The sequence below is a fragment of the Streptomyces mayonensis genome (assembly GCF_018982965.1).
GTDB lineage: Bacteria > Actinomycetota > Actinomycetes > Streptomycetales > Streptomycetaceae > Streptomyces > Streptomyces mayonensis.
The window spans coordinates 1-23,005 of the sequence record NZ_JACBYP010000007.1 but is presented as its reverse complement, the minus strand read 5'-3'; the positions used below and the strand labels follow the sequence as shown (position 1 = coordinate 23,005).

The window sequence follows — 23,005 nt, the reverse complement described above, 5'->3', positions numbered from 1 at the left end:
CGTTCTCCGCGATGGAGCTCGCCGCCCGCCACCCGCGTACCGGAGAACTGCTGTCCACCGTGAAGTTCATGGTGCAGACCCTCGCCGCCGGCGAACTCCGGCGCGAGCTGCCCGTAGCCTGGACGTATGGGTGATCTTTTTCTGGTTCGGCACGGTGAGACCGAGTGGTCGCGGTCCGGGCGGCACACCGGGCTGACGGACGTTCCGCTGACCGCGAAGGGGCGGGAGCAGGCGCGGAGTCTGGTGCCGCTGATCAGGTCGCACCGGATCGGGGCCGCCTTCGTCAGCCCCTTCGAGCGGGCGCGGGAGACGGCCGAGCTGATCGGGCTGCACGAGGTGCGCGTCGAGCCGGATCTGCACGAGTGGGACTACGGCGGCTACGAGGGCGTCACGACGGTCGAGATCCACCGGGACCGGCCGGACTGGTTCCTGTTCACGGACGGGGTCGCGCCCGGCCCGCCGGACCGCCCCGGGGAGACGCCCGAGCAGGTGGGGGCGCGGGCCGACCGGGTGCTGGCCACGGTGGAGGCCTCGTTCGCCGACACCGAGGGGTGTGTGGTGCTGGTGGCGCACGGGCACTTCCTGCGGGTGCTGACCGCACGGCACCTGGGGCTGCCGCCGTCGCACGGCGCGCTGTTCCAGCTCGGCACCGGCACGCTGTGCCGGCTGGGCACGGAGCACGGGCGGCCGGTGATCGCCGCCTGGAATGTCAGACCTCCGTCGTAGTCTTCGAAGGCGTCACCGGTGAGCCGACGAGACGGAAGGGGGCGTGCCGTGGCCCTGTCGCCCACCGCCGCCCAGCGGCGTGTCATCGCTGCCGCCGATCCCGTCTCCGGACGCCTGAAGGGGACGGAGGCGCAGCTGGCGGCGCTGGTGAAGCGGGGGCTCGCCTTCCGGCATCCGCGCCCGCCGCACGACCACTTCCTGACACCGGCCGGGCATCGGATACGGGAGGCGGACGGGCGGGAAGCGGACAGGCGGGAAGCGGTCGGGCGGGAAGCGGATGGCCGGCCGGATGCCTCGGCGGCCCGGGCGTCGTCCGGACCGGCCTCGCGGGACGTGTTCGCCGCGCGGGTCGGCGGTGAGGAGCCGGTGCCGGGTGAGGCCGCCTCCGCGCGGCTGCGGGAGGTTCGGGGGGCCTGGCAGGGGCTGCTCGAGCTGCGGCGGATGACGCAGCCCGACGGGAGTACGGAGCGGCCGTGCGGGTGGGAGCGGTCGCATCTCGTGCGCGCTGCCGCACTGGCGCTGGAGGCGGCCGGGCACCGTCCGGCGGGGCCGGACGGCCGCGACGGGTACCGGGTGCGGGCGACGCCGCAGCCGGAGGCCGTCGCCGTGCACGGCCCGGACGGCAACGCGTTGCAGGCGTACGCCGGGACGCTGGAGGGGGCGGGCTGGCAGGTCGGGGAGCACACCGAGCCGCGCTCCCGGGCCCGTTACCTGCTGGCCTCCCCCCGGAAGGTGTGACGCCACCGTGCCAGGACGCACTGGGCCGATACGTCCACGAGGAGAGGCAGCAGCGGTGAGCGAGCCGTTTTCCGTGCCGGTGACCGTCCGCGGGTACGAGACCGACACCCAGGGCCACCTGAACCAGGCCGTGTATCTGAACTACGCCGAACACGCCCGCTGGTCGCTGCTCCAGGCGGCCGGGATCAGGCAGTCCGAACTGGTCGCGGGCGGGGTCGGACCGGTCGCCCTGGAGACCAGGATCCGCTACCGGCGGGAGCTCCTCGCCGGTGACGAAGTGACGGTGACCTGCGCATTCGAGTGGGGCGAGGGCAAGACCTTCCGGATCCTGCAGCTCATCCGCAAGACCGACGGCACGGTGGCGGCGGAGGCCGAGGGCGTCGGCGGGCTGATGGACCTGGCTGCCCGCAAGCTGGTCGCCGACCCGCGGCAGCGGTTCAAGGAACTGGCGGCGGATCCGGGGCTGTTCGGGCTGTAGCGCCCCGGCCGGCCGCGCGGGCGGCGACGGGGCTCACGGGGTGGCCGCGGCCCTGGACGACTCGGTGAGCTCGCCGCCCGCCTCCATCGGGTGGGTGACGTCCTCCGCGTCGCGGTCCCGGCCGCCGCCGACGTGGTTGAAGACCAGGTTGAGCAGGACCGCGGCCACACAGCCCGTCGAGATGCCGGAGTCCAGGATGATCTTCGCGTTCTCCGGGAACGCGTGGTAGAACTCCGGCGCCGCGATGGGGATGATGCCGACGGCCAGCGAGACGGCCACGATCAGGGCGTTGTTGTCCTTGTCCAGGCTCGCCCGCACCAGGGTCTGGATGCCGCTCGCCGCGACCGAGCCGAACAGCACCACGCCGGCCCCGCCGAGCACCGGGCGCGGTACGACGGCGATGAGCGAGGCGGCCACCGGGCACAGGCCCATCAGCACCAGGAAGCCGCCGCCCACGGCGACGACGTAGCGGCTGCGGATCCTCGTCATCGCGACCAGGCCGATGTTCTGGGCGAAGGCACTGCACATGAAGCCGTTGAAGACCGGGCTGATCGCGGTGCCGAGGGTGTCGGCGCGCAGCCCGGCGGCGATGGTCTTCTCGTCGGCCGGGCGGTCCACGATCTCGCCGAGGGCGAGCATGTCGGCGGTGGACTCGGTCATCGAGACCACCATCACGACGCACATGGAGACGATCGCGGCGATCTGGAACTGCGGGGCGCCGAAGTGGAAGGGCGTCGGGAAGCCGACGACGTCCGCCTCCGCGACGGGGGCGAAGTCCGTGGCGCCGAAGGGGATCGCGATGAGGGTGCCCGCGACCAGGCCGAGGAGTACGGCGATCTGTTTGACGAAGCCGCGGGTGAACCGGCGCAGGACGAGGACGATCACGAGGGTGGCCGCGGCCAGGCCGAGGTGGGTGGCCGAGCCGTAGTCGTCCGCCGTGGGGCTGGGGCCCTGCGCCCAGTCGAAGGCGACGGGCAGCAGGGATATGCCGATGAGGGTGATGACGGTGCCGGTGACGACCGGCGGGAAGAAGCGGATCGCCTTGCAGAAGACGGGGGCGGCGAGGAAGCCGAGGAGTCCCGCGACGATGACCGCGCCGAAGATGATCGGCAGCGCGTCGGACGTGTCGTCGGTGGAGGCGACGACCGCGGTCATGGGGGCGACACCGGCGAAGGTGACGCCGTTGACGAAGGGCAGCCGGGCGCCGATCTTCCAGATGCCGAGGGTCTGGAGGAAGGTGGCGAGGCCCGCGGTGAACAGGCAGGCGCCGGTGAGGAAGGTGAGTTCGGTGGCGGTCAGGCCGATGGCCGCACCGACGACCAGGGGCGGGGCGACGACTCCGGCGTACATCGCGGCCACGTGCTGGAGGCCGGTCGTCGCCATCTTGAGTGGCGGGAGCTTCTCGTCAACTGGGTGGTCGGCCACGGCGGTGTTCCTCCGGTCGGTTACACGTCGGCTCTGACGCGGGTGTCAGGGAGGTGGTGCGGGTGTGGTCGTGCGGGACCGTTGTGGGAACGGGGTACCGCTCCGGGGCGTGCGCTCGGGCGCGCACGCCCCGGAGTCGGTCGCCGTGGGCCGCTGGGGTCCACGGCTGCCGGCCGGGAGCCGTCCCTCCCGGCCGGAGTTCACGTGGTGTGCTGTTGTACGGGGTTGACCTGGCCGAGGAGCGGGCTCAGGCCTGGGCGGCGCGACGGGCCAGGCGGCGTGCCTCGTCCCTCGTGGCGTGGGCGACGGCGTCCTCGTCGACCGTGAGCAGCCTGCCGTTCTCGACGATCCGGCGGCCGTTCACGAACGACGCCGTGACCGGGGCGGCGGCGCCGAGGACCAGGGCGGTCACCGGGTCGGCGATCGAGGAGTGGGCGAGGGTGTCCATGCGCCACAGCACCAGGTCGGCGAGCTTGCCCGCCTCCAGGGAGCCGGTCTCCGCGGCCCGGCCGAGGACCTGTGCGCCGCCGTGGGTGCCCAGGCGCAGCGCCTTGCGGGCGTTCAGCGCGGCCTCGCCGTGGGCGCCGAGGCGGTTCACGAGCAGGGCGTTGCGGAGTTCGGTGTGGAGTTCGCCGGACTCGTTGGAGGCGGTGCCGTCGACGCCGAGACCGACGGGGACGCCGGCGGCGAGCAGGTCGGGGACGCGGGCGATTCCGGCGGCGAGGCGGGCGTTGGAGGACGGGCAGTGGGCGACGCCGGTGCCGGTGCGGGCGAAGGCGGCGATGTCGGAGTCGTTCATGTGGACGCAGTGCGCCATCCACACGTCGGCGCCGAGCCAGCCGGTGGACTCGAAGTAGTCGGTCGGGCCCATGCCGAACAGCTCGTGGCAGAACTTCTCCTCCTCCTTGGTCTCCGAGCCGTGGGTGTGCAGTCGCACCCCGAGCCGGCGCGCCAGCTCGGCGCTCCGGCGCAGCAGTTCGGTGGAGACGGAGAAGGGGGAGCAGGGTGCCACGGCAACCTGGGTCATGGCGTCGAAGGACGGGTCGTGGTGTTCGCGGACGGTGGCCTCGGTGGCGGCGAGCGCGTCGTCCAGGCTCTCCACCGCGAAGTCCGGCGGCAGCCCGCCGTCGGACTCGCCGCGGTCCATGGAGCCGCGGGCGAGGGTGAAGCGGACGCCCATGTCGCGGGCGGCGCGGATGATCGTGCCGGAGAGGTCGCCGGTGCCCTCGGGGTAGATGTAGTGGTGGTCCATGGCGGTGGTGACGCCGCCGCGGGCCATCATGGCGAGGGAGCCCTGGGCCGCCGCGTGGGCCATCGGCTCGTCGATGCGCGCCCACGTCGGGTACAGCGCGGTCAGCCAGTCGAAGAGGTTGTGGTCGGTGGCCAGGCCCCGGGTGAGCCACTGGTAGAAGTGGTGGTGGGTGTTGACCAGGCCGGGTGTGAGGAGGTGTCCGGTCGCGTCGATCCGGGCCACGACGTTCTCCAGGTCCTCGGGGGCCCGGCCGGCGCCGACGGACTCGATCCTGTTGCCGGCGATCACGACGTGTCCCGAGGCGTACTCGGTGTCGTCCGCGTCGACGGTGGCGATCGCGCCGTTCTCGATGACGGTGCGCTCGGCTGCCGGTGCTGTGCCGGGTGTTGCTGCCATGCTGCTTCCTTGTCTTCGGTGGGGCCCGTGGGCGGGGAGTCGAGTACCCACGGGGAGGGCACGGCAGGACCCTGGGAGGATTTGAGTGCCGGAGCCGGTGGCTCCGGGTGCCGAGGGGTCGGGGAGGATGCGCTCCCGGGGGCGGTCGGCCGGCCCCGGGACCACACCCTTCGGGTCAGAGGTTGGTCATGTCGACCGGGATGAGCTGTTCGGCGCCGTCGCGCAGGATGGTGGCCTCGATCAGTCCGTAGGGGCGGTCGGCGGCGTAGTAGACCGCGCCGTCCTTGGCGTCGTTGTCGATCCCGAAGGGCGACAGGTCCGAGCGGAAGTGGTGCTTGTTGGGCATCGAGAAGCGGATCTCGTCCACCTCGTCGCGGGAGTTGAGGACCCGTACCCCCATCTCGAAGAGGGTCTGCTGGAGCGAGTACGAGTAGGTCTCGGCGAAGGCCTGGAGCGCGTGCTTGCGCACCCCGGCGTACGAGCGGTCCCAGTCGGGGGCGTGCGGGTCGGCGCCGTCCCAGTTGTGGCGCCACCAGGTGGAGACGGTGGTGGCGAGGATGCGGTCGTGGTCCTCCTGGAGGGTCGTGTACTTGTCCTTGAGGAAGCCGAAGAACTCGGAGTTGGTGGAGTTCAGTACGGTCAGGTCCTTGAAGCCGGAGAGCACCTGGATGCCGTGGCCGTCGTAGGTGATCTGCGCGACGCGCGTCTCCTGGCCGGTGCGGACGAAGGAGTGCGCGATCTCGTCGGCGCCGACGAAGCGGGCGCCGCCCTGGGAGGTCTCGATCCGCTCCCAGCCGTACTCCTCGATGCGGATGCGGGCCCGGCGGATGGGCTCGTTGTCGTCGACGAAGTGGCGGGCGAGCTTGACGCCGAGGTCCTCGGCGCTCTCGATGCCGTGTTCCTTGGCGAAGGCGAACACGGTGTTCTTGGTGGTGTCGGTCGGCAGGACGTTGGCGTTGGAGCCGCTGCGGTGGACCTCCTCCATGTCGCCGGACAGGGCGACGGAGACGTTCAGGTCCTTGATGTGGTGCGTGTCGCCGTCCCGCGTGATCTTGACGACGCGGTTCTCGGCCTTGCCGTACTGGTTCTGTCCCAGGACGAATCGGGTCATGTGTCGGTCAGCTCCCTCGGTAAACGGAGTAGCCGAACGGGTTGAGCAGCAGCGGAACGTGGAAGTGCTCGCCGGGCACCACCGCGAAGGCGATGGTGACCTCGGGGAAGAACACGGGCCGGCCGTTCTCGCTGTCCCGGAGCGCGGGGGCGTCCTGCTGGGCCGCGGCTTGTTTCCTGGCGGAATACGTCTCGGTGAAGTACGCCTCGGTGTCGAAGCCGAGCCGTACGTGGGTGGTGCCCTCCGGCGGGGCCGGGAGGTCCTTGCACCGGCCGTCGGCGTCGGTCGCGGAGGTGCCGAGCGTCTGCCAGTCCGCGTCCGCACCGGTGCGTGCGGAGAGGTGGACGGCGACGCCCTCGGCGGGGCGGCCGGCGCTGGTGTCCAGGATGTGCGTGGACACGGAGGCGGTGGTGCTGGTGCTCATGGTCGGGCGTCCTGTTCGACGAGTCGGGTCAGGCGGATGCGGTTGATCTTCCCCAGTTCGGTGCGGACGGTCTCCCGCTCCTGCTCGGGAGAGTTGCCGATCCGTTCCCTCACCGCGTCGCGCATCTGCTCCCCGGTCCGGCCGGTGGCGCAGATCAGGAAGACGTGGCCGAACTTCTCCTGGTAGGCCAGGTTCAGTTCGAGCATCTCCGCCTTGAGTTCCTCGGCGGCGCCCGCCATGCCCGCCTGTTCGCGGGACGAGGTGGCATCGCCCGGCTTCGGGCGGCCGATCGGGGGATGTGCGGCCATGGCCTCGGCGAGGTCGTCCGCCGTCAGCCGGGCCGTGGCGGTGTCGCTCGCGGCGTACAGGGCGTCGGTGGTGGCGAACGGGCGGACGGCGAGCAGGTGCCGGGCCCATGCCGTGGCGGCGCACACCTCGTGGAGTGCGGCGCGCGCCACCGGTTCCTCGAGGGCGTTGAACCGGGCCAGGCCCGACGCGGAAGTGGACGTCACGGGAGCCTCCGTGGCCTTGAGCTGAACGGGCGTGCCGACAGCTAACGCCCTGGGAAACGAAGCGTCAACACTTTGTTGAAAAAAGGGGGCCGGAAAAGCCGCCCCCCGGTGACCGGACGGCGGCGGGAGGCGCGAGCGGACCGTGCAGGTCGGGCGCGAGGGAGGCGTGCAGTTCGGGCGCGAGGGGACCCTGCGTGTCAGGCGCGAGGAAAACGCGCAGGTCAGGTGCCCTTCTCCCGGTTGAGGTAGTTGTACACCGTGAAGCGGCTGACGCCGAGGGCGCTCGCGACCGTCTCCACTCCGTGCCGTACGGCGAAGGCGCCGCGCGCCTCCAGGGCCCGTACGACCTCCTGCTTGGTCCTGCGGTCCAGGTCGGCCAGGGGCCTGCCCTGCCGGCGTTCCATGGCGGCCAGGATGTGGTCCAGGGAGTCGGCGAGCTGGGGCAGGCGTACGGCGACGACGTCGGCACCCTCCCAGGAGAGCACGACGTCCTCCGGGCCGGCCTCGTCCGGCGGCAGCATCTCGCCGCCCATGGCGTCGACCAGGGGCTTGACGGCCGCGAGGAACGACTCCTCGGCGGGGCCGGTCACCGCTCGCCCCCTCCCTCGGCGCCGTCTCCGACCACGTTGACCTGGAGCGAGATCCGGGTGGCACCCGCCTCCAGGGAGCGGCGCAGCAGCGCGTCCACGGCGGTGAGCACCCGGCCGGCGTCCCCCTCGGCCGTGTTGCCGAACGGGCCGACGTCGACCGCGTCCAGCTCGGCGGCCTCGACGACCTCCCGGGCCACCACCGCGTGGGCGGGTGCCTCGTCGAGGTCGAAGGGTTCGGTCGTGAACTCCACTCTCAATCGCACCCGGTCAACCTAACGCGGGGTGAGCGCATTGCGCCGCCCCCTCTTGACAAGCACGACACACCCCCGGCAATCTTCCATTAAGCAGAAATGAACTTCCGCAATACGGAACAAGCGAAATCTCTCCATCGAGACGGAAGGGAGCGCGGCACCCGATGCCAGGTTTCAAGTTGAGCACCGCCGCAGATCAGCGCTTCAGCGTCAACCTGTCGATCCTCTTCACGGAACTCCCGCTCCTGGAGCGTCCCGCGGCCGCCGCCGCGGCCGGCTTCACCGCGGTCGAGCTGTGGTGGCCCTGGACCGACACGCCCACCCCCGAGCAGTCCGAGCTCGACGCCCTGAAGGCGGCCGTCGAGGACGCGGGCGTCCGCCTCACAGGGCTCAACTTCTACGCCGGGCAGCTGCCCGGACCCGACCGGGGCGCGCTGTCGGTTCCCGGTGAGGAGTCGGACCGCTTCCGCGCCAACATCGACGTGGCCGCCGGCTTCGCCCACGCGCTGGGCTGCGGCGCCCTCAACGCCCTGTACGGCAACCGCGTCGACGGCGTGGACCCGGCCGAGCAGGACCGGCTCGCGCTGGAGAACCTGGTCCTCGCAGCCCGAGCCGCCGACCGGATCGGCGCGGTCCTGCTGATCGAGGCGCTCAACGAGCGCGAGTCGCCGCTCTACCCGCTGGTGTCGGCGCCGGCCGCGCTCGGGGTCGTGGACAGGGTCAACGAGGCCACCGGGCTCGGCAACGCCAAGTTCCTCATGGACCTCTACCACCTGTCCATGAACGGCGAGGACCTGCCGCAGGTGATCGACGCCCATGCCGCGAAGACCGGCCACGTGCAGATCGCCGACAACCCGGGCCGCGGCGCTCCCGGTACGGGCTCCCTTCCGCTGGAGGACCTGCTCGACCGCCTCGGGAAGGCCGGATACGACGGCTGGGTCGGCCTGGAGTACAAGCCGGGCGACGGACCCAGCGCCCAGTCCTTCTCCTGGCTGCCGGACGGGGCCCGCGCGGCCAGCTGAGCGCCGGCCGCGGAACTTCCCGGAGACCGGCAGCCGCCGAACTTCCCAGCGAAACGCCAGAGAGGTACCCATCATGAGCACGCTCCCCAAGGTCGCCTGGATCGGTCTCGGCATCATGGGCTCCCCCATGTCCGAGAACCTGATCAAGGCGGGTTACCAGGTCACCGGCTTCACCCTGGAGCAGGAGAAGCTGGACCGGCTCTCCGCCGCCGGCGGCACCGCGGCCGGCTCGATCGCCGAGGCCGTGCGCGACGCCGACGTGATCGTGACCATGGTGCCCGCGTCCCCGCAGGTCGAGGCCATCGCCTACGGCCCCGACGGCATCCTGGAGAACGCACGGTCCGGCGCCCTGCTGGTCGACATGTCGTCGATCACCCCGCAGACCTCCGTGGACCTCGCGAAGGCCGCGAAGGACAAGGGCGTCCGCGTCCTGGACGCCCCCGTCTCCGGCGGCGAGGCCGGGGCCGTCGAGGCCGTGCTGTCCATCATGGTCGGCGGTGAGCAGGCCGACTTCGACGAGGCCGGGCCGCTCCTGGAGGCGCTCGGCAAGACCATCGTGCTGTGCGGTCCGCACGGCTCGGGGCAGACCGTGAAGGCCGCCAACCAGCTGATCGTCGCCGTCAACATCCAGGCGTGCGCCGAGGCCGTGGTCTTCCTGGAGAAGTCCGGCGTGGACCTGAGGGCCGCGCTCGACGTGCTGAACGGCGGCCTGGCCGGCTCGACCGTGCTGACGCGCAAGAAGGACAACTTCCTCGCCCGCGACTTCAAGCCGGGCTTCCGCATCGACCTGCACCACAAGGACATGGGCATCGTCACCGACGCCGCCCGCACCGTCGGCGCGGCCCTGCCGGTGGGCGCGGTGGTGGCCCAGCTGGTCGCGTCGCTGCGCGCCCAGGGCGACGGCGGCCTGGACCACTCGGCCCTGCTGCGTGCCGTGGAGCGCCTCTCCGGCGACCGGGTCTGACCTCCGTACGCACCGCGGTATGAGACCTCCGGGTGGCGGCGCCGCTGACACCTGTCCTGTCGCGCCCGAGCGGCGGCGCCACCCGGAACCCACTTCAACAAACTGTTGACGGGCCACTGCCCCAAACCTAAGCTCCACGAAGCGGAAACGAGTTTCCGCTGAACATCGCCAGTACGGTCATGGAAGGTCCACGATGTCGCAGCGCGTGCTCACCACCGAGTCCGGCGCCCCCGTCGCCGACAACCAGAACTCCGCCTCCGCCGGCGTCGGCGGCCCGCTCCTGATCCAGGACCAGCACCTCATCGAGAAGCTCGCCCGCTTCAACCGCGAGCGCATCCCCGAGCGTGTGGTGCACGCGCGCGGCTCCGGCGCCTACGGCCACTTCGAAGTGACCGACGACGTCACGGACTTCACGCACGCCGACTTCCTGAGCGCGGTCGGCAGGCGCACCGAGGTCTTCCTGCGCTTCTCCACGGTGGCCGACTCGCTGGGCGGCGCGGACGCGGTGCGCGACCCGCGCGGCTTCGCGGTGAAGTTCTACACCGAGGAGGGAAACTACGACCTCGTCGGCAACAACACCCCGGTGTTCTTCATCAAGGACCCCGTCAAATTCCCCGACTTCATCCACTCGCAGAAGCGCGACCCGTTCTCGGGCCGTCAGGAGCCGGACAACGTCTGGGACTTCTGGGCGCACTCCCCCGAGGCCACGCACCAGGTGACGTGGCTGATGGGCGACCGCGGCATCCCGGCGTCGTACCGCCACATGGACGGCTTCGGCTCCCACACCTACCAGTGGACGAACGCCCGGGGCGAGTCGTACTTCGTCAAGTACCACTTCAAGACCGACCAGGGCATCCGCTGCCTGACCGCCGACGAGGCCGCGAGGCTCGCGGGCGAGGACCCCGCCTCGCACCAGACGGACCTGGTGCAGGCGATCGAGCGCGGGGTGCACCCGTCCTGGACGCTGTACGTGCAGCTGATGCCGGTGGCCGAGGCGGCGGACTACCGTTTCAACCCGTTCGACGTGACCAAGGTGTGGCCGCACCGCGACCACCCGCTCAGGCGGGTGGGCCGGCTGGTACTGGACCGCAATCCGGACAACGTCTTCGCGGAGGTCGAGCAGGCCGCGTTCTCGCCCAACAACTTCGTTCCGGGCATCGGCCCCTCCCCCGACAAGATGCTCCAGGGCCGTCTGTTCGCGTACGCGGACGCGCACCGCTACCGCCTGGGCGTCAACCACACCCGGCTCGCGGTCAACGCACCGAGGGCCGTGCCCGGCGGCGCGGCCAACTACGGCCGCGACGGCCTGATGGCGGCCAACCCGCAGGGCCGCGACGCCCGGAACTACGAACCGAACTCCTACGACGGCCCGGTCGAGTCCGGCCGGCCGCTGTCGGCACCGCTCTCGGTCTCCGGCCACACCGGCACCCACGAGGCGCCGCGGCACACCAAGGACGACCCCTTCTTCCAGGCCGGTGAGCTGTACCGGCTGATGGCCGAGGAGGAGCGGGAGCGGCTGGTCGCGACCATCGCGGGCGGCCTCTCCCAGGTCTCCCGGAACAGTGTCGTCGAGAAGAACCTCGCACACTTCCACGCCGCCGACCCGGAGTACGGCAGGCGCGTCCAGGAGGCGGTCCGCGCCCTGCGCGAGGACTGACCCACCGGCCCGCGCACGGAACCCGGCGGGGAGGCCGGGGCCGTGTGCGCGGCCCGCGCAGGCACCGGGCGGCCCGGATGAGGGGTGCGAACCGGGTGCCGGCGCGGGCAGGGCGAGGACCGCGGCGGCCTGCGAGCCAGTGCGGTGGTGAACGGCACGGACGCTTCTCCTACGACCTGAGGGGAGCAGCGTCGCGGGCCCGTCGCACCGCCGCGGTCCCAGCCACCCGCCTCTCCCCCGAGAGGCCCCGAGACCCCGTCCGGCGGCGCGAACGACCTGTCGCGCCCGGCCTCGCACCGCCGGACGGGCACCACGTGCGGCACTTCTCGGCGAGAACTTCTCGGCGAGAACTCTTCACCGGCCGGAAGGCGCTGGATGCGGACGGTCCCGCATCCAGCGCCTTCCGGCGTTCACCGGGTGCGGATTCCCCTCCCGCGCAGCAGCCTGGAGGCATGGCAATGGCACACCCTCCCGAACATCCGCACGTCGTCGTGCACTCCCCCGCCCTGGACGGCTCCCGCCGGGTCACCTCCGGCGAGGAGACGCTCGGTGTCGCCTCGCACGTCGACGACGTCGCCGAACTGCTCCGCCTGGCCGACCTGTACGTGACCGACGTCGAGGACAGCGACCTGGTCGAGTGGCAGGGCGGCGGCCCGGAGGACTGGCCGGGGCTGCACGAGCACCCCGAGGACTGACCCGCGCGTAGGAGGCACCCGCAGCGGGCACAACCCCGGCACAACACGGGGCGCACGGGGGTGGTGTCGTGGACAGTGCCACGGAGATCGGGCGGGAGCCGCACGAGATCGCACTGCTGGGCGGTGGGCCGCCGGCCGCCGTCACGGTGGCGCTGGTCGCCCTGCACCTGCTGGGCGCGGTCGAGACCGGCCCGCGCAGGACGCTGTGCGCGACGGGCCCCGAGCCGGAGGGCCTGGGGCCGTTCGAGGGGGCCGTCCTGGACTGTCTGCACGAGCCGCTCACCGCTCGTGAGCTGGTGCGGCACACGGACGTGCGCCTGGCCCTGGCCCTGGCGCGCATCCCGCTCGCGGAGGACGGACTGCTCGGCCGCCCCTGGCTCAGGCCGAACCGGAGTGCCCGTCGGCGCGTGGAGTTCTGGCGGGAGCGGCATCCGCTGCCGGCGGTCAGGCACGGGCTGACGGACGACGACACGCTGCTCGCGGTCGCCCTGCACGGTGATACCGCCCTGCGCCTGCTGCTGCCGCGCTTCGCGCTGCGGGCCGGGCTGGCGGACCCAGGAGCCCCGGCCGAAGGAGGGCACTTCTCCCTGGGCGGCGGCGGCCGGAGCAGGTTCCGCTGGTGGAGCGGTGCGTACGAGGACTCGGTGCCGGGCGACTGGGGCTCGGGCCACGCCGACCACGCGGGCGGCGGCGGGGGCGGGGGCGGCTCGGACTGAGCGCGTACGTGGGGAGTGCCCGCGTACACGTGGGAGCGGCCCGTCCCCTGGGGGACGGGCCGCTCTCGGGCACTCGGGCGGTCGAGTGGTCGGGCGGTCGAATGGCGGGCGGGTCAGGCCTTCAGGGTCCGGACCGCTGTCGGGGCGTGCCCCGGCTCGGTCGCGAGCTCCTCGAACTCCACCACGTCGGAGATGTCGTTGGTCCCCGACATGGAGATGTTGGTGACGCGCTCCAGGATCGCCTCGACGACCACCGGCACCCGGTGTTCGGCGGCGAGCTTCTTGGCCTGCTCCAGGGCCGCGCCCAGTTCGTTCGGGTCGGTCACCCGGACGGCCTTGCAGCCCAGGCCCTCGGCGACCTTGACGTGGTCGACGCCGTAGACGCCCAGCTCGGGCGAGTTGATGTTCTCGAACTCCAGGTTGACCTGGAAGTCGATGTCGAACGCCCGCTGCGCCTGGCGGATCAGGCCCAGGTAGGAGTTGTTGACCAGGACGTGCACGTACGGGATCTTGTGCTGCGCGCCGACCGCCAGCTCCTCCAGCAGGAACTGGAAGTCGTAGTCCCCGGAGAGCGCCACCACCCGGGCGTCCGGGTCGGCCTTGGCGACGCCGAGCGCGGCCGGGACGGTCCAGCCGAGCGGTCCCGCCTGGCCGCAGTTGATCCAGTGCCGCGGGCGGTAGACGTGCAGCATCTGGGCGCCGGCGATCTGCGAGAGGCCGATGGTGGAGACGTACCGGGTCTCGGGACCGAAGGCCTTGTTCATCTCCTCGTAGACGCGCTGCGGTTTGATCGGGACGTCGTCGAAGTGCGTACGGCGCTGGAGGGTGGCCCGGCGCTCCTGCGCGGCGGCGGCCCAGGCGGAGCGGTCGGGCAGTTTCCCGGCCGCCTTCAGTTCGCCGGCCACCTCGACGAACAGCTTGAGGGCCGCCTTGGCGTCGGAGGCGATGCCGTAGTCCGGGGCGAAGATCCTGCCGATCTGGGTCGGTTCGACGTCGACGTGGACGAACTTCCGCCCCGCCGTGTAGACATCGAGTTTTCCGGTGTGGCGGTTGGCCCAGCGGTTGCCGATGCCGAGGACGAAGTCGGACTCCAGGAAGGTCGCGTTGCCGTAGCGGTGCGAGGTCTGCAGTCCGACCATGCCCGCGTTCAGCTCGTGGTCGTCGGGCAGGGCGCCCCAGCCCATCAGGGTCGGCACGACCGGCGTGCCGGTCAGCTCGGCGAACTCCACCAGCAGGTCGGCCGCGTCGGCGTTGATCACGCCGCCGCCGGCCACGATCAGCGGGCGCTCGGCGGAGTTGAGCAGGCCAATCGCCTTCTCGGCCTGGGCGCGGGTGGCGGTGGGCCGGTAGACGGGGAGCGGTTCGTAGGTCTCCGGGTCGAACTCGATCTCCGTCGTCTGGACGTCGATCGGCAGGTCGATCAGGACGGGTCCCGGACGGCCGGAGCGCATCAGGTGGAAGGCCTGCTGGAAGACGCCGGGGACCTGCGCGGCCTCCAGGACGGTGACCGCCGACTTCGTCACAGGCCCCGCGACGGAGGCGATGTCGACGGCCTGGAAGTCCTCCTTGTGGATCACCGCGGTCGGTGCCTGGCCGGTGATGCACAGGATCGGGATCGAGTCGCCGGAGGCCGAGTACAGGCCGGTGATCATGTCGGTGCCGGCCGGGCCCGAGGTGCCGATGCAGACGCCGATGTTGCCGGGGTGGGTGCGGGTGTAGCCCTCGGCCATGTGCGAGGCGCCCTCGACATGGCGGGCGAGGGTGTGCTGGACGCCGCCGGACGCCTTGAGCGCCGCGTAGAAGGGGTTGATCGCCGCGCCCGGCACACCGAACGCGTCGGTGACGCCCTCGCGCTTGAGGATCTCAACTGCCGCTCGGGCAGCGGTCATACGAGCCATCGAGTACTCCTGCTCCGGCTGTCGGATTCGCACTCCCGTCGCGCCCAGCGGTGAGCTCTTCCGTAGCAATTTCCGTATAGTGGAATGCACTTTCTACTATCTGGAAGTAATGTAGGTGGGTGGTCCAGGGCCGTCAAGAGAGGACGATGGGGTCCATGTCCGGGACCATCTCGGTGTGCTGCACCGCCTGCGGGCGCCGGCACCGCTACACGGCACCCTCGTACCCCTGCGTGTGCGGGCGGCCCGTCGCCCCGGCGCTCGACCCGGACGGGCGGGCGAGCCCGGTCACCCACCGGGCCTGGGACGAGGAGTGGATCGCGGTGCGCTGCGCGGCCTGCGGGACCGAGAGCCCCTCGCCGCGGCCCGAACTGGGCTGCCCCTGCGGGACGGTGCTGTGCGTACCGGTGGACACCACCGCCGCGGGCCGGCCCGAACGCGCCCCGGGGTCACGGGTGCCGGCCCACCGGGCGGTGCCGATCCGCACGGCCCGGGACGCGGTCACCGCCGCCGTGCTGTACCTGCGCGGGCTGGGGCACCGGGACGTGCGGCGCGCCGACCAGCGGCCGCTGTCCGGCATCGGGCTGGCCGCGCCCGGCATCGTCGTCCAGGTGGACCCGACGGCGGGCCCGGCCTCGGTGCGGGACGTGGAGTGCCTGTGGCTGACGGCGATGGCGGAGTCGGCGCGGTGCGTGTACTTCTCGCTGGCCGGTTACGCGGCGGACGCCCGGGTCCGTGCCGACCTGCTGGACGTGCCGCTGTTCGTGCTGGAGAGGACGGGCGTGCCGCGCCCGGTGAACGCGTCGGCCGTGGCGCTGGACGCCACGGCCGGCTGAGAGCCGCCCGGGTACGGACCGTCGGCCGCGCACCCGGGCGGGGACCGCCCGCTGCGGACTACCTCGCCGCGTACCCGAAGGCCGTGCCGGAGGCCGGGAGTCCGCCCTGGCCCGGCTGGTACACGGTGGGCTCGGCGTTGGGCTCGCCGAGGGTCACGTTGGACATCGGCAGGGCGTACAGCGCGCCGGTGGCGGTCGGCCCGTACGGCATGCCGACGTACAGGTGGGTGCCGGTGAAGTGGAGGCTGGAGCCGAGGCGCTGGCCCGCGCCGGGCGCGCCCGGGATGCCGTCGCCGTCGCCGGACTCGATCCACTTGTCGTGGGCGCCGGGCGAGCCGAGCATCGAGAAGACGTGCACGGCGCCGGAGCTCTTCGCCGTACCGATGGCCTCGTCCGGGATGCCGACGGCCATCTTCATGGTCGCCTCCGTACTGACCGCGCGCGGCGCGGTGTTGATCGCGGTCAGGGTGGCGCCGAAGTGGTCACCGGCCTCGGAGGTGCCGGAGACGTCGTCGTCGCCGGTGCCGGAGGAGATGCCGTTGAGCTGGGTGAAGGTGCCGTTCGCGGTGACACGGAAGGTGAGGACGCTGCCCGTCTCCGCCTTGCTGACGCCGTTCACGTTCAGTGCCTCGCCCGGTGAACCGATCGCGAGCAGCGACTCGTCGGCCGTCGCGGAGCCGGCGGGGCGGTACGGTGCCAGGGCCACGGCCGCGCCGAACAGGTCGCCGGGCTCGGCGCCGCCGGAGACGGTGTCCAGGTCCTGGTCCATGCCGAACAGCGGGGTGGGCCGCTTCTCGGCGTTCAGGTCGTGCGAGTACACCGTCACGCCGCCGGCTTCGGCGTCGGTGCCGATCGCCTCGCCGGGCACGCCGATGGCGATGTGGTGGGCGTCGGCTGCGACGCTCTCGCTGAAGCGGTCGCCCGCCTCCGCGGTGCCGGGGGTGTCGGCGCGGTCCTGGTGCAGGGTGACGTTGGTGCCGTCGTGCACGTAGAAGGCCTCGCCTGCGGCGGCGAGGCTGCCGAGGGACTCGCCCGGCGTGCCGATCACCACGAAGGGCTTGCCGGCGGCGGTGGTGCCGGCGGCGAGGGAGGTGCCCATCAGGTCGCCGGTCTCCGGGGTGGAGGCGGAGAGGGAGCCGTTGCCCTTGGCCTGCTCGAAGTGGGTCGCCTTGGTCGCCGAGGTGCCGAGCCCCTCCCGGCCGCCGTGCAGGATGTCGACCATGCCGGCGTCGGTGGCCGAGCCGAGGTCCTCGCGCGGGGTGCCGACCACGAGGTCCGTGCAGCCGTCCTCGTCGTAGTCGACGGTGGCCAGCGCCGCCCCGAACTGGTCGTCCGGCTCGGAACCGCCCGGGACCCAGTCCAGGTCCTGGGAGATCTCGGCGGTGCCCCGGCCGCCGCCGTAGACGATCCGGACGAGGCCGGCCTCGGCGTCGCCGCCGACGGCGGCCAGCGGGTCGGCGACCGCGATGTCCTCGACGCCGTCGCAGTTGAAGTCGGTGATCCGGTTGGCGCCCACCTTGGACGCCACCCAGGAGGCGAGGTCGTCGACACGGGTGACGATGCCGTCGGTACGTGTCTCGGCGGCGTCGATGCCGTAGCAGCCCGCCTGGTAGGAGCGGCTGCCGAGGGCGGCCAGCTGCGCGGTGCCGTTCACGGTGCGCACCAGGGGGCCTCCGGTGTCGCCCATGCACGCGGCCACACCGTCCTCGCCGGTGACGGTGGCGGTGGTGGCGTCGGCGGCGCCGACGGAGAAGGTGCCGGTGTGCAGGTTCAGCGGCGCCCACTCGGTCGTGGTGCGGCCGTAGCCGCTGAGGGTCAGCTCCTCGCCCGCGGTGGGTGCGGCGGTGGCCAGTGCGACGGGCGTGACGTCGGTGACCGGGCGGTTCAGCCGGGCCAGGACCGCGTCGCGGTCGGTGCGGGGCACCAGCTCCACGACCGTGCGGACCGCGCCTCCGGTGCCGGTGAGGTCGGCGCGGCCGATGGTCGCCGTGGTGGTCGAGGCGGGCTTGCCCGCGGGCACGGCGAGGCTCTCGACGGGGTACTCGGCGAAGCAACTCGCCGCGGTGAGCAGCCACTCGGCGTCGACCAGGACTCCGGAGCAGCCGCGGTCGTGGTCGCCGACGACTATCCGGGCGGTGTAGGCGCGGGTGGTGTCGGAGTCGGGGACCGCGGGGCCGGTCACGGCGGCGGCGGGGCCGGCGGTCAGCGCGACCGGCCCGGCGAGCAGGGCGGCGGCGAGTGCGGTGAGGCGCGCGTGTCTGGGCACGCGTCTGGGTCTGGAGTGCGGCATGGTCGTGTTCCTTGCTGCGGGTCCGGAGGGTCGGTTCGGCTGATTGCCCGTCACTGCTCGGGCCCTGTCGGTCACTTGACCGTCCTGGTCTCCACCAGGGCGTGCGGACGCCCCTGCCCGTCGTCGAGGGTGTCCGCCTCGGCCACCACCAGCCGTGCCGGGGTTCCCGGGGCCGCCGTCCCCGCCGGGAGACGACCCTTCGTTCCCGATCTTCCGCTGCGCGACTTTCTCTTCATAACCGTCCCATGGATCGATGCGAAACGAATCTGCGACCGGACTGCTCCACGGGGTGACCGAGACCGTGCCCGCACCCCGCGGCGTCCCGATGGAAGTCGGCGGAGATGTGTTTGTCCAACGACTTAACCGTCACAAAAAGGTCACCGATTGCAAGGGGCATGTGACGTGCGCCACTTGAAAGAAAGTTGCACGGAACGACGTGGAGCTTCTGTGGAGACTGCGTGAAGATCCAGTAACGCATTTCCCGTTCGACAGCGCACCCACCTCGGCGTATTTACCTTCCGCGAGAGTCCTTTCGCTCAAATGACGGTGATGATTCGGTGACGGCGAGGTAATGCCCGGCGTGCGCTCCCGACGCCGTGCCGGCGGTCCCTCAACGCTGCGGGGTGCCGAACCGCTCGCGCAGCTCCACCTTGCGCACCTTCCCCGAGACGGTCATCGGGAAGGAGTTCAGGAGCTGGAGGCGGCTGGGGACCTTGTAGTGGGCCAACTGCCCGTCGCAGTAGGCCCGCAGCTCCTGGAGCGTGAGCGGGTCGGCGGCGTCGCGCACGACGACGCAGGCCAGCACCTCCTCGCCGTAGCGCTCGTGCGGTACGCCGACGACCTGGACGTCCGCGATCTTCGGGTGGCCGTACAGGAACTCCTCGATCTCCCGCGGGTAGATGTTCTCGCCGCCCCGGATGATCATGTCCTTGATGCGGCCGACGATCTCCACGTACCCGTCCTCGCGCATCACCGCGAGGTCCCCGGTGTGCATCCAGCGCCCGGCGTCGACGGCCTCGGCCGTCCTCTCCGGCTCCTCCCAGTAGCCGAGCATCACGCTGTAGCCGCGGGTGCGCAGTTCGCCCGCCTCGCCGCGGGGCACGGTCACTCCGGTGACCGGGTCGACGACCTTGACCTCGATGTGCGGCAGGACGCGGCCGACGGTGCCGGTGCGGTGTCCGAGGTCGTCGTCCATGCGGGTCTGCAGGGAGACCGGGGAGGTCTCGGTCATGCCGTAGCAGATGGAGACCTGCTCCATGTGCATCTCGGCGACCACCCGTTTCATCACCTCCACCGGGCAGGGCGAGCCCGCCATGATGCCGGTGCGCAGGGAGGTGAGGTCGTAGGAGGCGAAGTCCGGGAGGTTCAGCTCCGCGATGAACATCGTCGGGACGCCGTACAGGGACGTGCACCGCTCCCGCTGCACCGCCTCCAGGGTCGCCGCGGGCTCGAAGGACGGGGCGGGGACGACGATGCACGCGCCGTGGGAGGTGGCGCCCAGGTTGCCCATGACCATGCCGAAGCAGTGGTAGAAGGGAACCGGCAGACACACCCGGTCCTGTTCCGTGTAGCCGACCGTGCGGCCCACCCAGTAGCCGTTGTTGAGGATGTTGTGGTGGGAGAGGGTGGCGCCCTTGGGGAAGCCGGTCGTGCCCGAGGTGTACTGGATGTTGACCGGGTCGTCGCAGCTCAGCCCGGCGGCGAGCTGCTCCACCTGTTCCTGCGGCACCGACGCGGCGCCCGCGACGAGGGCGTCCCAGGACGGGTCGCCGATGTGGACGGTCTCGCGCAGCGCGGGGCACCGGCCGCGGACCTCCTGGACGATCGCCCGGTAGTCGCTGCCCTTGTGGGCGAGGGAGGCGACGAGCAGGGTGATGCCGGACTGCCGGAGGACGAACTCCAGCTCGTGGGCCCGGTAGGCGGGGTTGACGTTGACCATGATGACGCCGATGCGGGCGGTGGCGTACTGGACGAGGATCCACTCGGGGCAGTTGACGGCCCAGATGCCGACCCGGTCGCCCTTGGTGACACCCTTCGCGAGCAGTCCGCGGGCCACCTCGTCGACGGCGGCGCCGAACTCGGCGTAGGTCCAGCGCCGTCCGGACGGCACGTCCACGAGGGCCTCGCGGTCCGGGTGGGCGGCGATCGCGCGGGCGAGGTTCGCGCCGACGGTGTCGCCGAGCAGCGGGGTGGTGCTGGTGCCGTGGGCGTACGACGGCTGCGGCGCGGGCGGGGTCATCGGAAGTCCTCCTCGCGGTACTCGTTCGCGGAACCGGCCGCGGTGGCCTCGCGCAGCTCGATGCGGCGGATCTTGCCGGAGACGGTCTTGGGCAGCTCGCCGAACTCCAGGCGCCGCAGGCGCTTGTAGGGGGCGAGCGTGGAGCGGGAGTGCTCGAAGAGCGCCTTGGCGGTGTCCGGTCCGGGCTCCCAGCCGGCCGCGAGCACGACGTACGCCTTGGGCACCGCGAGGCGCAGCGCGTCCGGGGCCGGTACGACCGCCGCCTCGGCGACCGCCTCGTGTTCGAGCAGCGCGCTCTCCAGCTCGAAGGGGCTGATCTTGTAGTCGGAGGCCTTGAACACGTCGTCGGCGCGGCCCACGTAGGTCAGGTAGCCGTCCTCGTCGCGGGCGCCGATGTCGCCGGTGCGGTAGTAGCCGCCGGCCATCGCCTCGGCCGTGCGGTCGGGGTCGCCGTGGTAGCCGGTCATCAGGCCCACGGGGCTCTGGGACAGGTCCAGGGCGATCTCTCCCTCGTCGGCGCCGGGCGCGCCGCTGACCGGGTCGAGGAGTTCCACGCGGTAGCCGGGGCTGGGGCGGCCCATGGAACCGGTCTTGAGGATCTGCCCGGGGCTGTTGGAGACCTGGACGGCGGTCTCGGTCTGTCCGAAGCCGTCGCGGATGGTCACGTTCCAGGAGCGGCGTACCTGTTCGATGACCTCGGGGTTGAGCGGCTCACCGGCGGCGACGACCTCGCGGGGCGGGGTGGCTAGCTGCGTGATGTCGGCCTGGATCAGCATGCGCCACACGGTCGGCGGGGCGCAGAAGGTGGTCACGCCGGCCCGGTCCATCTCGGACAGCAGCCGGGCCGCGTCGAACCGGGTGTAGTTGTACAGGAAGACGGTCGCCTCGGCGTTCCAGGGCGCGAAGAGGTTGGACCACGCGTGCTTGGCCCAGCCGGGCGAGGAGATGTTCAGGTGGACGTCGCCGGGCTGGAGGCCGATCCAGTACATGGTCGACAGGTGGCCGACGGGGTACGACACGTGGGTGTGCTCGACCAGCTTGGGGCGGGCGGTGGTGCCCGAGGTGAAGTAGAGCATCAGCGGGTCGTCGGCGGCGGTGGGGCCGTCCGGGGTGAAGGCGTCGGAGGCGGTGTGCGTGTCCTCGTAGGCCAGCCAGCCCGGCGCGCTCGTGCCGCCGACGGCGACACGGGTGTAGTCGCCGGGCACGGCGTCGAACTTGCCGGTGTCCTGGGAACGGACGATCACGTGTTTCACCCGGCCGCGGTCGACGCGGTCGCGCAGGTCGGCGGGGCCGAGCAGCGGGGTGGCCGGGATGACGACGGCGCGCAGTTTCATCGCGGCGAGCGCGGTCTCCCAGAGTTCGGCCTGGTTGCCGAGCATGACGAGGACGCGGTCCTCGGGGCGCACCCCCCACTCGCGCAGCCGGTTGGCGACGCGGTCGGAGCGGGCGGACATCTCGGCGAAGGAGACGCGGACCTCGCGGCCGTCCTCCTCGACGATGTGCAGGGCGGTGCGCTCGTTGCCCTCGGCGACGACGTCGAACCAGTCCAGTGCCCAGTTGAAGTACGCGGGCCGGGGCCAGGCGAAGCCCTCGTAGGCGGCGGTGTAGTCCGTACGGTGTTCCAGCAGGAAGTCCCGTGCGCTGCGGAACAGCTCCGTGGCCGTCGTCATCTGTCCTCCTTCGTGCCGGACCTTGCCGGGCGGCTCGATCTCATCGTGTAATCCGTGATGCAGGTCTCACTACCCCCGAACGGGGGTGTGCGCCCCGGGACGGGCGCGAGGAGGGCGGAACGAGTGGCGGTGGACGCGGCCGACGGGGTGGAGATCCGCAGCGCGCTGCTGCGGCTGCGGCGGGCGACGGGCCTGCCGGTGGCCTTCGGCGGGCTGGTGGAGTCCGGACGGCGGCAGGTGCGCATCAGCGAGCTGAGCGGCACGGCGACGGCGGCGCTCAGCGCGCTGGCGGTGACCTCGGGCAACGGCCTGGGCGGGCGGGCGGTGGCGCTGTCGCGGCCGTGCGCGGTGACGGACTACTCGGTCTCGCGGCAGATCAGCCACGAGTACGACCTGCCGGTCGCCGCCGAGGGGCTGCGCTCGGTGCTGGCGGTGCCGGTGGTGGTACGGCGCCGGGTGCGCGGCGTGCTGTACGGCGCCCTGCGCACGGCCGAGCCGCTGGGCGACCGGACGCTGGGTGCGGCGGTGGCGGCGGCGCGGGACGTCGAGCAGGCACTGGTGCTGCGGGACGAGGCGGGCGACCTGCTGGCGGCGGCCCGGCCGGGGGCCCACGGCCGGGGACCGGGTGTCGCGTCGGGTGTCGTGGCCGGTGCCGCGCCGGGTGCCGCACCGGTTTCGTCCCGTGACGCGGTGGGCGGCGCGGTGGGCGGTGCGATCGACGGTGCGGTCTGGGAGCAGGTGCGGGAGGCGCACGCCGCGCTGCGGGCGCTGGCGCCCAGGATCACGGATCCGGTGCTGCGGGACGAGCTGCTGCGCGCGTGCGGCCTGCTGGCGACGGGGGACGCTCCCCGGCCCGGACCCCGGCTGGCTCCGCGCGAGGTGGACGTCCTGGCGTGCGTGGCGGCGGGCGCCACCAACGCCCAGGCCGGGCGGCGGCTCGGCGTGGGCCCGGAGACGGTCAAGAGCTATCTCCGTTCGGCGATGCGCAAACTGGGCGCCCGCACCCGCGGCGAGGCGGTCGCGACGGCCCGCCGGACGGGGTGGCTGCCGTGAGCCACGGATGCCGGGGGGGTGCGGCAGGGGGCACGTGCCGGAGGGAGTGCGGCAGGGGCGCGGCG

22 protein-coding genes are annotated in these 23,005 nt (G+C 72.2%); 11 read left to right on the top strand and 11 right to left on the bottom strand.

Features of this window, described 5'->3' with window-relative positions; genetic code table 11:
* The first annotated feature begins 11 nt into the window (after positions 1-11).
* From HZS56_RS04040 to HZS56_RS04025, 4 genes are read left to right on the top strand one after another with little or no spacing between them, the layout of a single operon-like run.
* Positions 12-134, top strand: a complete 123-nt coding sequence (locus HZS56_RS04040) for a hypothetical protein (protein WP_374201070.1) — start codon at positions 12-14, stop codon at positions 132-134.
* A complete protein-coding gene (locus tag HZS56_RS04035; protein WP_216719269.1) occupies positions 127-726 on the top strand; it encodes a histidine phosphatase family protein in 600 nt (199 codons plus the stop codon). The genes HZS56_RS04040 and HZS56_RS04035 overlap by 8 nt, the downstream gene beginning before the upstream one ends.
* A 48-nt stretch (positions 727-774) precedes the next feature.
* Positions 775-1,464, top strand: a complete 690-nt coding sequence (locus HZS56_RS04030; protein ID WP_216719268.1) for a hypothetical protein — start codon at positions 775-777, stop codon at positions 1,462-1,464.
* Between the two features lie 55 nt (positions 1,465-1,519).
* Complete coding sequence (locus HZS56_RS04025; protein WP_216719267.1) at positions 1,520-1,942, top strand: acyl-CoA thioesterase; 423 nt, start codon at positions 1,520-1,522, stop codon at positions 1,940-1,942.
* Positions 1,943-1,975: 33 nt separating this feature from the next.
* Here HZS56_RS04025 and HZS56_RS04020 read toward each other — a convergent pair whose 3' ends face one another.
* The 7 genes from HZS56_RS04020 to HZS56_RS03990 form a co-directional block, all read right to left on the bottom strand.
* Positions 1,976-3,367 (bottom strand): nucleobase:cation symporter-2 family protein, encoded by a 1,392-nt coding sequence (locus HZS56_RS04020; RefSeq protein ID WP_216719266.1) that lies wholly within the window; start codon positions 3,365-3,367, stop codon positions 1,976-1,978.
* Positions 3,368-3,614: 247 nt separating this feature from the next.
* Complete coding sequence (locus HZS56_RS04015; protein WP_216719265.1) at positions 3,615-5,015, bottom strand: 8-oxoguanine deaminase; 1,401 nt, start codon at positions 5,013-5,015, stop codon at positions 3,615-3,617.
* 175 nt (positions 5,016-5,190) lie between these two features.
* Positions 5,191-6,126 (bottom strand): factor-independent urate hydroxylase, encoded by a 936-nt coding sequence (gene pucL, locus HZS56_RS04010; RefSeq protein WP_216719264.1) that lies wholly within the window; start codon positions 6,124-6,126, stop codon positions 5,191-5,193.
* A gap of 7 nt (positions 6,127-6,133) precedes the next feature.
* Positions 6,134-6,550: a hydroxyisourate hydrolase gene (gene uraH, locus HZS56_RS04005; RefSeq protein ID WP_216719263.1), complete on the bottom strand. Its 417-nt coding sequence runs from the start codon at positions 6,548-6,550 to the stop codon at positions 6,134-6,136.
* Positions 6,547-7,062 (bottom strand): 2-oxo-4-hydroxy-4-carboxy-5-ureidoimidazoline decarboxylase, encoded by a 516-nt coding sequence (uraD, locus tag HZS56_RS04000; protein ID WP_216719262.1) that lies wholly within the window; start codon positions 7,060-7,062, stop codon positions 6,547-6,549. Before uraD ends, uraH begins: the two co-directional genes overlap by 4 nt.
* 221 nt (positions 7,063-7,283) lie before the next feature.
* Positions 7,284-7,595: a helix-turn-helix domain-containing protein gene (locus HZS56_RS03995; protein WP_247699098.1), complete on the bottom strand. Its 312-nt coding sequence runs from the start codon at positions 7,593-7,595 to the stop codon at positions 7,284-7,286.
* Between the two features lie 53 nt (positions 7,596-7,648).
* Positions 7,649-7,915 carry a YkoF family thiamine-binding protein gene (locus HZS56_RS03990; RefSeq protein WP_216719260.1) on the bottom strand — a complete coding sequence of 89 codons (267 nt, stop codon included), beginning with the start codon at positions 7,913-7,915 and terminating at the stop codon, positions 7,649-7,651.
* 152 nt (positions 7,916-8,067) lie between these two features.
* Between HZS56_RS03990 and HZS56_RS03985 the strand changes: the two genes are divergently transcribed.
* The 5 genes from HZS56_RS03985 to HZS56_RS03965 all read left to right on the top strand — a co-directional run bounded on the left by HZS56_RS03985 (position 8,068) and on the right by HZS56_RS03965 (position 12,957).
* The gene (locus HZS56_RS03985) at positions 8,068-8,925 is read left to right on the top strand and encodes a TIM barrel protein (RefSeq protein WP_216719259.1); all 858 of its coding nucleotides are present in this window, start codon (positions 8,068-8,070) and stop codon (positions 8,923-8,925) included.
* Between the two features lie 73 nt (positions 8,926-8,998).
* Positions 8,999-9,889: a 2-hydroxy-3-oxopropionate reductase gene (locus tag HZS56_RS03980; protein WP_216719258.1), complete on the top strand. Its 891-nt coding sequence runs from the start codon at positions 8,999-9,001 to the stop codon at positions 9,887-9,889.
* Positions 9,890-10,082: 193 nt separating this feature from the next.
* Positions 10,083-11,546 carry a catalase gene (locus HZS56_RS03975; RefSeq protein WP_216719257.1) on the top strand — a complete coding sequence of 488 codons (1,464 nt, stop codon included), beginning with the start codon at positions 10,083-10,085 and terminating at the stop codon, positions 11,544-11,546.
* Between the two features lie 458 nt (positions 11,547-12,004).
* On the top strand, positions 12,005-12,241 hold the full coding sequence (locus HZS56_RS03970; protein ID WP_216719345.1) for a hypothetical protein: 237 nt from the start codon (positions 12,005-12,007) through the stop codon (positions 12,239-12,241).
* A gap of 68 nt (positions 12,242-12,309) precedes the next feature.
* Positions 12,310-12,957 (top strand): TIGR04222 domain-containing membrane protein, encoded by a 648-nt coding sequence (locus HZS56_RS03965; RefSeq protein ID WP_216719256.1) that lies wholly within the window; start codon positions 12,310-12,312, stop codon positions 12,955-12,957.
* A 113-nt stretch (positions 12,958-13,070) separates the two neighbouring features.
* Here the strand turns inward: HZS56_RS03965 and gcl are convergent, their stop codons facing one another.
* Positions 13,071-14,855 (bottom strand): glyoxylate carboligase, encoded by a 1,785-nt coding sequence (gene gcl / locus HZS56_RS03960; protein WP_216719255.1) that lies wholly within the window; start codon positions 14,853-14,855, stop codon positions 13,071-13,073.
* 146 nt (positions 14,856-15,001) lie between these two features.
* On the opposite strand from gcl, the gene HZS56_RS03955 reads away from it, so the two are divergent.
* On the top strand, positions 15,002-15,688 hold the full coding sequence (locus tag HZS56_RS03955) for a hypothetical protein (protein ID WP_216719254.1): 687 nt from the start codon (positions 15,002-15,004) through the stop codon (positions 15,686-15,688).
* A gap of 58 nt (positions 15,689-15,746) precedes the next feature.
* Here HZS56_RS03955 and HZS56_RS03950 read toward each other — a convergent pair whose 3' ends face one another.
* The 3 genes from HZS56_RS03950 to HZS56_RS03940 all read right to left on the bottom strand — a co-directional run bounded on the left by HZS56_RS03950 (position 15,747) and on the right by HZS56_RS03940 (position 21,887).
* Positions 15,747-17,978 (bottom strand): trypsin-like serine protease, encoded by a 2,232-nt coding sequence (locus HZS56_RS03950; protein WP_216719253.1) that lies wholly within the window; start codon positions 17,976-17,978, stop codon positions 15,747-15,749.
* Between the two features lie 610 nt (positions 17,979-18,588).
* Complete coding sequence (locus HZS56_RS03945; protein WP_216719252.1) at positions 18,589-20,217, bottom strand: AMP-binding protein; 1,629 nt, start codon at positions 20,215-20,217, stop codon at positions 18,589-18,591.
* Positions 20,214-21,887 carry an AMP-binding protein gene (locus tag HZS56_RS03940; RefSeq protein ID WP_216719251.1) on the bottom strand — a complete coding sequence of 558 codons (1,674 nt, stop codon included), beginning with the start codon at positions 21,885-21,887 and terminating at the stop codon, positions 20,214-20,216. Before HZS56_RS03940 ends, HZS56_RS03945 begins: the two co-directional genes overlap by 4 nt.
* Positions 21,888-22,010: 123 nt before the next feature.
* Between HZS56_RS03940 and HZS56_RS03935 the strand changes: the two genes are divergently transcribed.
* Positions 22,011-22,940, top strand: coding sequence for a response regulator transcription factor (locus HZS56_RS03935; RefSeq protein ID WP_308407985.1), 930 nt, complete (start codon positions 22,011-22,013; stop codon positions 22,938-22,940).
* The last annotated feature ends 65 nt before the right edge of the window (positions 22,941-23,005 follow it).

Bases quoted from the DNA above. Each gene is read 5' to 3' on its own strand.
- HZS56_RS03945 (WP_216719252.1), bottom strand. From the start codon at position 20,217: ATGACCCCGCCCGCGCCGCAGCCGTCGTACGCCCACGGCACCAGCACC.
- HZS56_RS03950 (WP_216719253.1), bottom strand. From the start codon at position 17,978: ATGCCGCACTCCAGACCCAGACGCGTGCCCAGACACGCGCGCCTCACC.
- gcl (WP_216719255.1), bottom strand. From the start codon at position 14,855: ATGGCTCGTATGACCGCTGCCCGAGCGGCAGTTGAGATCCTCAAGCGC.
- HZS56_RS03975 (WP_216719257.1), top strand. From the start codon at position 10,083: ATGTCGCAGCGCGTGCTCACCACCGAGTCCGGCGCCCCCGTCGCCGAC.
- HZS56_RS03970 (WP_216719345.1), top strand. From the start codon at position 12,005: ATGGCACACCCTCCCGAACATCCGCACGTCGTCGTGCACTCCCCCGCC.
- HZS56_RS03995 (WP_247699098.1), bottom strand. From the start codon at position 7,595: ATGGGCGGCGAGATGCTGCCGCCGGACGAGGCCGGCCCGGAGGACGTC.
- pucL (WP_216719264.1), bottom strand. From the start codon at position 6,126: ATGACCCGATTCGTCCTGGGACAGAACCAGTACGGCAAGGCCGAGAAC.
- HZS56_RS03980 (WP_216719258.1), top strand. From the start codon at position 8,999: ATGAGCACGCTCCCCAAGGTCGCCTGGATCGGTCTCGGCATCATGGGC.
- HZS56_RS04040 (WP_374201070.1), top strand. From the start codon at position 12: ATGGAGCTCGCCGCCCGCCACCCGCGTACCGGAGAACTGCTGTCCACC.
- HZS56_RS04035 (WP_216719269.1), top strand. From the start codon at position 127: ATGGGTGATCTTTTTCTGGTTCGGCACGGTGAGACCGAGTGGTCGCGG.
- HZS56_RS04015 (WP_216719265.1), bottom strand. From the start codon at position 5,015: ATGGCAGCAACACCCGGCACAGCACCGGCAGCCGAGCGCACCGTCATC.
- HZS56_RS03940 (WP_216719251.1), bottom strand. From the start codon at position 21,887: ATGACGACGGCCACGGAGCTGTTCCGCAGCGCACGGGACTTCCTGCTG.
- HZS56_RS03955 (WP_216719254.1), top strand. From the start codon at position 15,002: ATGGGGTCCATGTCCGGGACCATCTCGGTGTGCTGCACCGCCTGCGGG.
- HZS56_RS03985 (WP_216719259.1), top strand. From the start codon at position 8,068: ATGCCAGGTTTCAAGTTGAGCACCGCCGCAGATCAGCGCTTCAGCGTC.
- uraH (WP_216719263.1), bottom strand. From the start codon at position 6,550: ATGAGCACCAGCACCACCGCCTCCGTGTCCACGCACATCCTGGACACC.